The following is a 4,246-nucleotide window of genomic DNA, read 5'->3' on the forward strand; positions in this document are numbered from 1 at the left end:
ATGAGCGATTTACATGGAAAGAGACTTATAGAGGCTTTCGAGCACGCCTGCTGATTAACCAGAAACTGTTTTTTTGAGATTTGACAAATAGACATGTTTTTCCAACACTTTGGTAGTGGCGATGATCCATTCAATTTGTAGTTGATCGTGCTGAATTTGTTCCGCGAAACGGATCAAGGGCATTCTCTTGTAAGGGATGACAAATGATTTTGAGTGATCATATAACCATTTCAAGATAACGTAAGTCATTAACGCGGCAAAAAGCTGATTGAACACGGCATTCATTGTTGTGCCAAACAAAACAGGTACATTTAGGTTCTGTTTTATCCATCTGTTGTTATCTTGAAAGATCACGACGCGATGTCGAAGCTCCGACTGGCACTGAGGTGTTCCGAGATAACAAGTAATATCCCGTATGACGTTCGAGGTTTCCACTTTCCTGTTCTTTAAGGAATGTGGGTTCACAAGCGTTACGTTCTCTTTGATACGGGTTACAAAATACTGCTTCTCCGCGACATATTGATCAAAACGCTTGATCTTCCCGTAAGCTCGGTCATTTACTAAGATGTAATCCTTGTCCGCAAGCTTCTCACCGATAGGGCCATCATGAACCGTACCGATCGATCGTTTCAATGACCTGAACGGGTTGCTCAGTAGCCGCAGCGAATGCGACATGCAGCTTGATTCCTGCGCGTTCTCCATGAAACAGCGCCCAAGGCAGACGTGTTTTTCCTACCGTGATCGTTGTCGAGTCTACCAATAACAGATCGTTGGGTAGGTGCAATTGGCGTTTGGTTGCACGATTACACCTTGAAATCAACAAATGAAACAGGCGCTTGAAAAGCTCATACGGTACTTCGCTAGCTTTGGATGAGAAGGTAGAAAAGCAAACGGTTTGAAGTCCACAGATTTTGGCTTTAACGACACCGGAGCGATAACCATCCCATTGTCCCAAAGCTGCGTGCATAAAGAATACAAGTAACTGATGTGCTGTAAATTTGCGTGCTGTATCTTTGTAGTTCAACTCTTTCAGTATGCTGATCACATCTTCTTCTTTAAGAAGAATTTGAACAAAGTTTGTAAACGTGGTAGACTTTTTCATGAGGTCTCCTCTTTCAAATCGGGTTCTGTGGTGGAATCGATTTTATCGAAAGAGTGGCCTTTTTTCAACTTTTGGATACCTTATTTTGGTTAATCAACAGGCGTGGCTTTCGAGGTTGTTGGATACGTATCATATCCAATAACCGGCACCTCGTGCATGTGGAGTGCGTGGTAGTAATATATCGAGATAAGAATGCATTGATGTACGAAGGCTAGAGGATAATTTTTTGAATATGTTCCTGCATTCAACAAAATGCTTTAGGGTTGAGTGCTGTCCATTGTTATTACCAAAGGAGAATTAATTTGAAAAATGTATGGGAGAAACAGTAAAAAGGGGCGACAAGCCCCTCTTATGTGGGCTATAGCCCGTTGAGTACGCGAAGCGTGCGAAACAAAAAACCACCTGCTATGCGGGTGGTGTAGTTTTAATATTATCCCTATAGAAGTAAATGATTCCCAAAAAGAGTAATAAAGCGCTTCCGAAGTGATCCCGCCATAGAAAGCATCAAGATTGCCCCCATACAGATCAACCAGCAGGAAAACAATAGGCAAGGTTATTATTGAAATCAAAGAGATTCGGAAATAAAATGCGGCCAGTCTAGTATCTATGTTCTCCAGCCAATTATTCCGATAAGTAACTATTCTCATCCAAAACAGTAAAAATTGAGGGAAATACCCTAAGGAAAAATCATGGATATATAAACGATTTGTAGGGAATATCAACCTTGTGATGAAGTTAAGAGAACCTACAACCAGAATAAAATAGAAAATGCTTACCTTGTTCGGATAATTCATCTGAATAATGAACTTTCCACTCCAAATACGTATCAAAGCATAAAATAATATAAAATAAAACAAGGCCATAATAAACCACATGTTATAAAAGCCAACAGATGTTAGATAAGACTTAGGGGTTACAAGAAAAATCCATAGCGGGTTAAAAACAAAATAATAGACGATTGCAGGAATAAAAAATCTAATTATTCTTTCCTTTACAAAAGTATAAGGACCTTTCTTGTCGGCCCTCCCTACCCCCCAATCAACTCTAGTTCCCTGCCGATCTGCTCAAATATATGTAGTGTAAGATCAAGTTGCTCAGGGGTATGGGTTGCCATTAACGATGTACGAATAATTTCACATCCTTCCTGAACAGCAGGAGAAATCACCGGGTTGGTATAAATACCTGCTTTCATTAATTTATTCCAAAACTGAAATGTTTTTAATTCACCTCTTACATGGATCGGAATAATAGGTGTTTCACTGTGTCCTGTGTCAAATCCCAGTTTTTGTAGCCCAGTCAGCATGTTCTGTGTATGTTCTTTTAACGTGCTTCTGAGCTCTGGCTCAAGCCGAATAATTTCCAACGCTTTCAGACTTGCGGCCGCGCTCGCAGGGGTCATACTGGTGCTAAAGATCATGCTCCGGCCCCAGTGTTGGATATAATCAATAATATCCGTATCTCCAGCAACAAAACCTCCCAAGCTTCCAAAGGATTTACTAAACGTTCCGGTGATCAGATCAATTTCCGACTCAACTCCAAGGTGTTCTCCGGTTCCCCGTCCATTTGGACCCAATACGCCAATTCCATGAGCATCATCTACCAGCAAGCGGGCGTTATACTGCTGCTTAAGGGCTGCAATGGCTTTCAGATCGGCAATATCCCCCTCCATACTGAATACACCATCAACTATGATCAGTTTTCCAGCACCCTTGGGAGCAGCATTCAGCTTAGCCTCAAGATCATTCATATCATTATGCCTAAAACGCAGCAACTTACAGGAGGCGAGCTGCACCCCGTCAACAATAGAAGCATGTACCTGGCGATCTACAATAGCTACATCATTGCGTCCCAGAATGGCTGAGATTACTCCCAAGTTCATCTGATATCCAGTAGAAAAGACAATAGCACTCTCTCTATTCAAAAATTCAGCTAACTGGGTTTCTAGTTCAAGATGGAGAGGAAGAGTCCCGCTAAGAAATCTGGAGCCGCAAGTCGATGTACCGTATCTCTGCATCGCCTCAACAGCTTCCTGAGTTAGTCTAGCATCACCGGACAAACCTAGATAGTCATTAGCTCCGAGCATGATCATATTTTGATTTTGAACAATGACTTCTGGTCCTCTTTTTTCCTGAATAGGCATAAAGTAAGGGTAGGTATCATTAGCACGTAGTTTTTTGATTTCGTCCCAACTCATACATTTGTTAAAAATATCCACAACTAATCACCTCGGCATCTTTATAATTTACTTTCCCGTTGTATATCTTGCTTTGTTTCTTGTGAATCTTTAGTCAGATTCAAAGTAATTACACCTATAATGATCAAAATAATTGCAACAATTTTCACAAAGAGAGGCGTTCGTTAAAATAAAGGAGACCGATACAGGCAATCAGAACAATGCCCATTCCAGACCAGACCGCGTAGGCAACGGATACATCAATTTTCTTAAGGGTCAAGGTTAGAAATGATAAGCTCCCTAGATAGAACACCACCAACAATATGCTAGGAACAAGCTTGGTGAATCCTTGTGACAGCACGCCTGTTGATTAACCAAAATAAGCAATTTAATTAATAGAATTAGAGGCACGCTGAAGAAGAACACGCTGGATCTGGATCACCCATTCCACCGGTAGTTTTTCCAGAAGAAAAGATGAGAAAATCGGGCAAAGGAAAGAATGGCATGTTTGGGCCACGTCGTTTGAGCGGTATCAAATAGCCATTTAAGCAGGACATAAACGATGAGCGCGCAAAAGAGTTGCCCATAGACCGCATTTTCGCTGGTGCCAAACAGCGTTGGAATATTCAAATGTTGCTTGATCCAACGGAAAAAGACCTCAATCTGCCATCGAGCTTTATACATCTGTGCGATTTGTTCTGCCGTGACCCCTGCATTAAATCGGTAACGACTCGGATTTCTCGACCTTCAAAATCCGAAACATCACCACACGATGACGTTGCTTGGAACAACACTGAGGTGTCCCCAACTGGCAAGTGATATCCCGAATGACAGAAGAATTTACTTTCTGGAGACGGGAAAGGGCATGAGTTTTTTCCAAATGGACGTTGTCGCGAAGCCGAATAACAAAGGATTGTCCCTGGATTTTGAAGTCGTCCAGACGCTCCAGTTTCCCATAAGCACGGTCCATC

3 protein-coding genes and 3 pseudogenes are annotated in these 4,246 nt (G+C 41.8%); all 6 read right to left on the bottom strand.

From position 1 onward, the window contains the following. Nucleotides 1-54: 54 nt before the first annotated feature. Nucleotides 55-675 (bottom strand): hypothetical protein, encoded by a 621-nt coding sequence (locus L693_RS31440; protein WP_049825163.1) that lies wholly within the window; start codon nucleotides 673-675, stop codon nucleotides 55-57. Continuing rightward, a complete protein-coding gene (locus tag L693_RS31445) occupies nucleotides 605-1,102 on the bottom strand; it encodes a hypothetical protein (RefSeq protein WP_049825164.1) in 498 nt (165 codons plus the stop codon). The genes L693_RS31440 and L693_RS31445 overlap by 71 nt, the downstream gene beginning before the upstream one ends. 1,027 nt (nucleotides 1,103-2,129) lie before the next feature. After that, nucleotides 2,130-3,317 carry an aminotransferase class I/II-fold pyridoxal phosphate-dependent enzyme gene (locus tag L693_RS0114180; protein WP_025717822.1) on the bottom strand — a complete coding sequence of 396 codons (1,188 nt, stop codon included), beginning with the start codon at nucleotides 3,315-3,317 and terminating at the stop codon, nucleotides 2,130-2,132. 20 nt (nucleotides 3,318-3,337) lie between these two features. Further along, nucleotides 3,338-3,636: pseudogene (locus L693_RS29290) on the bottom strand (DMT family transporter). Nucleotides 3,637-3,821: 185 nt separating this feature from the next. Continuing rightward, a pseudogene (locus L693_RS31450) lies at nucleotides 3,822-3,962 on the bottom strand (transposase); the annotation flags it as partial. A 28-nt stretch (nucleotides 3,963-3,990) separates the two neighbouring features. Beyond that, nucleotides 3,991-4,246 (bottom strand): annotated as a pseudogene (locus L693_RS30620) (hypothetical protein); the annotation flags it as partial.

The sequence above is a fragment of the Paenibacillus sp. 1-18 genome (genome assembly GCF_000520755.1).
In the GTDB taxonomy this organism is placed as follows: domain Bacteria; phylum Bacillota; class Bacilli; order Paenibacillales; family Paenibacillaceae; genus Paenibacillus; species Paenibacillus brasilensis.

Excerpts from the sequence above, each read along its gene's own strand:
- L693_RS31440 (WP_049825163.1), bottom strand. The coding sequence starts at position 675 with ATGTCGCATTCGCTGCGGCTACTGAGCAACCCGTTCAGGTCATTGAAA.
- L693_RS31445 (WP_049825164.1), bottom strand. The coding sequence starts at position 1,102 with ATGAAAAAGTCTACCACGTTTACAAACTTTGTTCAAATTCTTCTTAAA.